General features: G+C 73.9%; 4 protein-coding genes. 2 read left to right on the top strand and 2 right to left on the bottom strand.

Going from position 1 to position 5,687, the window contains the following annotated elements; genetic code table 11:
* On the top strand, positions 1-1,158 hold a 1,158-nt coding region (locus J0670_RS28155; RefSeq protein WP_243437634.1), incomplete at its 5' end, for a LuxR family transcriptional regulator.
* Between the two features lie 186 nt (positions 1,159-1,344).
* A complete protein-coding gene (locus J0670_RS28150; protein WP_207814508.1) occupies positions 1,345-2,295 on the top strand; it encodes a polyprenyl synthetase family protein in 951 nt (316 codons plus the stop codon).
* Between the two features lie 260 nt (positions 2,296-2,555).
* On the opposite strand, the gene J0670_RS28145 is transcribed toward J0670_RS28150, so the two are convergent.
* A complete protein-coding gene (locus tag J0670_RS28145; RefSeq protein ID WP_207814507.1) occupies positions 2,556-4,184 on the bottom strand; it encodes a LuxR family transcriptional regulator in 1,629 nt (542 codons plus the stop codon).
* Between the two features lie 150 nt (positions 4,185-4,334).
* The coding region (locus tag J0670_RS28140; RefSeq protein WP_207814506.1) for a flavin monoamine oxidase family protein at positions 4,335-5,687 on the bottom strand (1,353 nt) is incomplete at its 5' end.

Below are 5,687 nucleotides of genomic sequence, written 5' to 3'. Positions count from 1 at the left end.
GCCGAGACCTTCCTGCGCGGCGCCACCCTCGGCGCCGGCACCGTCGCCCCGATCGTGCAGGCCATCCGGGCCCTGCTGGCCACCGACAGCCCGTCCCGGGCCCTGTCCTGGTGCCAGGTGTTCGCGGAGGAGGCGGTCCGGCGCGGCGCACCCGGCTGGCAGACCGCCTTCACCGCCCTGCACGCCGAGGCGCTGCTCAGGCAGGGCGACCTGACCGGCGCGCAGCAGATGGCCGAGACCGCCCTGGACCTGCTGCCGGAGCGCGGCGGCAGCGCCTTCGCCGGGGGTGTGGCGGCCACGCTGATCCGCGCCGCCACCGCGGCGGGCCGGCACGACACCGCCGCCCGCGAACTCAGCCGCCCGCTGCCCGAGGGCCTGGCCGGCAGCATCCACGGCCTCGCCTACCTGCGGGCCCGCGGTCGCTACCACCTCGCCACCCACCGCTACCACGCGGCGCTCGGCGACTACCTCGACATCGGCCGCAGCCTCAGGCGCTGGGGCCTGGACCGGCCGCTGCTGCTGCCGTGGCGGATCGGCGCGGCCGAGGCACTGATCCGGCTCGGCGAGATCCCGCAGGCCAGCCGCTTCATCGCCCACCAGCTCGTCCACCGGGACACCGCCCACCCGTGGGTCTCCGGCCTCACCCTGCGGGTGCGCGCCGCCATGTGCGAACCCCGGGAGCGGCACGCACTGCTCGCCCGCGCGGTGGACGAGCTGCACGACTCCGAGGACCGCTACGAACTGGCCCGGACACTGGCCGACTTCGCCGGGTCGCTGCGGGACCTCGGCGACGGCAACCGCGCCGACCTGGTCGACCGGCTGGTCTGGAAGCTCGCCAAGGAATGCGGCGCGCAGGCGCTGTGCGAGCAGATCGCCCCCGGCCCCGGCGAACCCCGCGGACCCGGTGGCCCCTCCGAGGGCACCCGGTCCGAGAGCGTCGACATCGCCGAACTCCAGGCCAGGCTCAGTGACTCGGAGAAGCGGGTGGCGATGCTCGCGGTGGACGGCCACACCAACCGCGAGATCGGGATGAAGCTCTGCATCACCGTCAGCACCGTCGAGCAGCACCTCACCCGGGTCTACCGCAAACTCGGCATCACCTGCCGTCAGGACCTGCCCGCCGAACTCCACCTGCTCGGCTCGGGCGGCCGGGCGTGACGGTTCGGCGATCCGGACGACGGGAGTCCGGCGACGCGCGGAACACACCGTGCCGGGGATGACCGGAACCAGTCGCACCCGGTGTGCCGACCGGGGGAGTCCCCGGGCCCGCGCCCGCGGCCGTCGCCGAACCGGTCGTCCGCCGGCGGAGCTCGGTGCGGTGCCGCGCCTACCCATGGAGATGCCATGACGCCGCAGCCCATGTCGCCGGAAACGGTCCTGCCCGAGGTGCTGCGCGCCGGCATGGCGGCCCTGGTCGAGGAGCGGATGCGTGGCGTGCTGCACGCCGAGCAGGCCCGGTGCCAGGCCACCGACCCCGGGGCCGTGGGCATGATGGAGGGCCTGGCGGACCTGGTCACCGCCGGCGGCGAGCGGATCCGGCCCACCGTGCTGCTCACGGGCTATCTCGCGGCGGGCGGCGACCCGGCGGCCGAGCCCGTCCTGGACGCGGCGGTGGCCCTCGAACTCCTCGACACCTGCTACCTGATCCGCCGTGACGCCCGGGAGAACTCCCTGCTGCGGCACGGCGCCCCCACCCTGCACGTCCGACACAGTGCCGAGCACGAGCGCAACGGCTGGGGCGGCGACGCCCGGTGCTTCGGCGTCGGGATGGCCTCCCTGTCCGGCGACCTGGCGACGGCGCTCGCCGACCGGCTCGCCGCGAACCTGCCGGACGCCGCCCGGCAGGTCTGGTACGACCTGCGGATCGGCCGGCTGGGCGGCAGCTACGTGGACTCCACGCTGTCCAGCAGTTACCTGGAGGACCCGTGGCCGGCCGACTGCCTCACCGGCTGCGCCCGAGGCTGCGGCAGCGGCTGGTACGCGCTCCTGCACCCGCTGCTGATGGGCGCGGCCCTGGCGGGCCGCGGCGACCTGGCGGTGGTCTACCAGGACTACGCGCGCCCGGTGCACGCCGCCTGGCGGGTGCGCGGCTTCCTCAGCGGCGGCGGGGACCACGACTGGTACGGCGACCTGCTGCGGGGGGCGCTGTTCGACGCCGAGGACCGCGATCGTGCCGAGCGCACCATCGTCCACCTGCTCGACCGCAGCCGCCGGGCCCTCGCCGCCGCGCCGTTCTCCACGGTCTGGAACGCCGAACTCATCGGCCTGGCCGCGCGACTGACGTCCCCGCCGTAGCCGATCGGGCCGCCTGGCGGCCCGCGCTTCACGGGGGCGACACCCCCACGACGCGGCCACGCGTCACCGCGGTGCGGAGGGCTCGGGTGAAGGCGGGCGCGGAGGGCGGCGTTCGCGCGTTCCGGGTGGGCGAGGCGGTCCTGGAGGGGGCGATGGCGGCGCGCAGCGACTCCGACAGCCGCGGTCCTCCGGACGAAGTCCTGGCGGACCGGCGCTCGAGCCCGATCGTCCGAGATCCCCGGCGGAGTCCAGCTCGACGTTCACGCCGGCACGTGCTCGGCGATCCGCACGCGGGAGTCGATGACCAGCTTCCGGAACACGCTGCGCAGGTGGAAGTTGACGGTGTGGATCGAGCAGAGCAGTCGGGAGGCGATCTGGCGGTTCGTCAGGCCCGCGGCCGCAAGGCGGGCGACCTGCTGCTCGCGCTCGCTCAGTGCGGTCCATCCCGTCTCGGGCGGGACGGGCTGCGCCCCGCCGCCGTCCGGTGCGGTCGGCGTCCGCAGGATGACGGGGCGAGGGGCGGCGGACGCGGTGGCGGCGGCGACGAGGCGCCGGTGGTCGCGGTGACGGCCGGGTTCGCCGCGCGAGGCGGGAGCGAGTGCGGCGGCCGCCTCGAGGGAGGTGGCGAGGTCAGCGGCCGCGCGGGCCTTCGCCCAGGCGTCGCGGTGTGCCGTGGCGACCCGGGCGAGCGCGACGCTGTCGCACCGGACGATACCGCGTACGTGTTCGGCCGTCAGGGCCGCCCTGGCGGGCTGCAGGGCGCACACCTCCTCGGTGACGGTGGCGAGTTGCTCGGCCAGCGCGCGCTTCCCGGCGCTGACGGCGGTCTGTGCGGCCCAGGCGGCCGATCCCGCCACGGTGGCGAAGAGCTCGCGCAGGGGCGCGCGGGGATCGCGCAGCAGGTGGTTGAGGTGGTTGACGACGCGTTTGCGTCCGGCTTCCTTTTCCTCCAGCAGGAGGCGGGCCCACAGCAGTTCGGGCGCGGCGGTGGCGTTGCGCAGGGCGGGGTCGCGCTCGGAGAGGAGGCGCCGGGACTCCTCCAACAGGGCTCGCGCGGTGGGCACGTCACCGGTGTACAGCGCGGCGATGCTCAACTGCGCGAGCAGTGGCGGCGCGTGGAGGCGCTCCGCGCGATCCGGGGTCGCGGTCGCCGCCACGGAGTGGCAGCGGGCGTCGAGGGTGGCCCACTGCCCCCGCCGGATGAGGATCTTCGCCTGGATGTGGGCCAGTCCCGCTTCGAGTCCGGGATAGGGAGTCGGGTCCAACTGCTCGCGGACGCGCCGGCACAGCGCGTCCGCCTGCTCGTCCTCGCCGGCGTCCGCCAGCCGGGCCGCCGCCTTGAGGAGCAGGTGGGCGCTCCAGAAGGGGGACGGCACCCGGCCCGCATGGGTGGCGACCAGGCGGGACCAGTACAGCGCCCCTTCCACGTCACCGCTCTGGGCCCGCTCGTCGGCCAGCACCGATCCCGCGGCGATCGCCGCGGGATCGGCGCTCTCGAACCGGTCGGCGGCCTCGATCCGGTGCCGCGCCGCGGTCCTCGCGCCCTGCGGGTCCAACTGCGCCGAGCTCAGCATCCGTGCCACGGCCGCGCTCTCGGCCACCGGCCAGGGCACGTCGGCGCCGCTGACCGCGGCCACGACGGCGAGGCTGTCCCGTGGCCGTCCGGCTATGAAGTACAGCTCGGCCAGCAGGCAGCGCAGCCAGGACGCGGAGGACTGCGCGGGGGCGAGCCGCAGCAGTGCCTCGGTGAGCTGGATGACATGGGTGACCGAGGTCCGGCAGGCGATTCGTCTGAGGGTGTGCACGGGGGCGTCGGCGAGGCCCTGAACCAGTTCGATCACGTGCTCCACGGCGGACGCGGTGTCGTCCTCCGTTGCCGAAAGCCCCATGCTGTCCCCCCGGTCGCCGCAACACCCTTGTCTCTGCGTCGACTTGGCTCGTGCTGCGGATCTTCACGAGCCTAATCGATGACCGGGCCTTGTCAACGATTTTACGATTCAACGGGGGACCGGAGGTCCTGACGTGTGCCGGGGTCCACCTCACGCAGGCTGTGCCAGGTGGACGCGGCGCGCCGCCCGGATGCCGGACTCCACCGCTCCCTCGACCCAGGCCGGCCACTGGGAGCAGTGCTCGCCGGCGAAGTGGATCCGTCCTTCCGGGCGCCCGATGTCGTCCCCCAGCGAGGTCTGCTGCTCGGGTTCGAACAGGGCGTAGGCGCCCATCGCGTAGGGGTCCTCGTACCAGGAGTGGCTGATGCCCGCCTCGAACTCGGCCGTGATCTCGGGGTGTATCCGGCTGACGTCCCGCAGGGCGCGCTCGACCCGCTGCTCCGGGCTCATCGCGGACCACTGCAGGGCGTCCTGCCCCCAGGTGTAACTGGCCAGCAGCACGGCACGGGAGTCCTTGGACTCGGTGTGGGCGGGGTAGACGATCCGCCGTACCGGCAGGTCGGTGACCGTGGTGCCGCCGCGGATGCCGTCCCGCTCCTCCCAGAACGGCCGTCGCACCTGGAAGAAGATCTTGGTTGCGGCGTCGTAGTGCAACTGCCGGATCGCCTTCCGCTTGCCGTGCGTGAAGGCGGGATCGACTTCCAGGTGGCGCAGGACGGAGAAGGGCAGGGTGCAGATGGCGTAGTCCCCGTCGAAGGAGACGCGCTCGCCGCCGACCCGGGCGCGGACCGTCACCGACGTGCCGTCCTGCTCCAGCGCCACGACCTCGACGCCGAACCGGAGGTGCGGCGCGAGCCGCTGGTAGAAGGCCATCGGCAACCGGTCCATCCCGCCGACGACTTCCTGCACGTCCTCGTACGCCTCCCCGATCACCTCCCGGAACTCCTGCAGGATCGCGGTGTTGAGCGTCGACTCGGTGAACGACATCACCCCGTAGCGCTCGATCGCCCCCTCGGACCAGCCGCGTGCCCGCAGGAAGCCGCGGATCGAGTAGGCGTCGTACTTGGCTGCCAGCACCTTCAGCGCGTCCTTGCCCTCGCGCTGGTAGAGCTCCCGGACCTCCTCGGTCGCCTCCTGCCACATCTCCCCCCGGGTGCGGTTCGCCTCGTACGGGGTGACGGGGAAGCGCAGCAGGCCCGGGTCCTGCTCGGCCTGTGCCAGGGTCAGACGGCGTCCGCCGATGTGGGCGAGGGCCTTGGGATTGCGCGCGGTGCCGGGGCGCACCTCGAGGCCGAACTGCCGGCAGTAGTCGAGGGTCAGGGAGTGGACGCGGGGGATGCGCATGGCGCCGAACTCCGCGTGCAGGCCCGGGGCGAAGTCGCGGACGGTGTGGATGCGTCCGCCTACGCGGGAACGGGCTTCGAGGAGCAGCGGCCGGTGCCCCTGGCGCAGCAACTCGTACGCGGCCACGAGTCCGGCCATGCCCGCGCCGATCACCAGGAC

It is taken from the genome of Streptomyces sp. FH025, from assembly GCF_017427025.1.
Taxonomy (GTDB): Bacteria; Actinomycetota; Actinomycetes; order Streptomycetales; family Streptomycetaceae; genus Kitasatospora.
Note: the sequence above shows the minus strand (reverse complement) of the source record. Positions and strands in the feature narration are given on the sequence as shown.

Excerpts from the sequence above, each read along its gene's own strand:
- J0670_RS28145 (WP_207814507.1), bottom strand. The coding sequence starts at position 4,184 with ATGGGGCTTTCGGCAACGGAGGACGACACCGCGTCCGCCGTGGAGCAC.
- J0670_RS28150 (WP_207814508.1), top strand. The coding sequence starts at position 1,345 with ATGACGCCGCAGCCCATGTCGCCGGAAACGGTCCTGCCCGAGGTGCTG.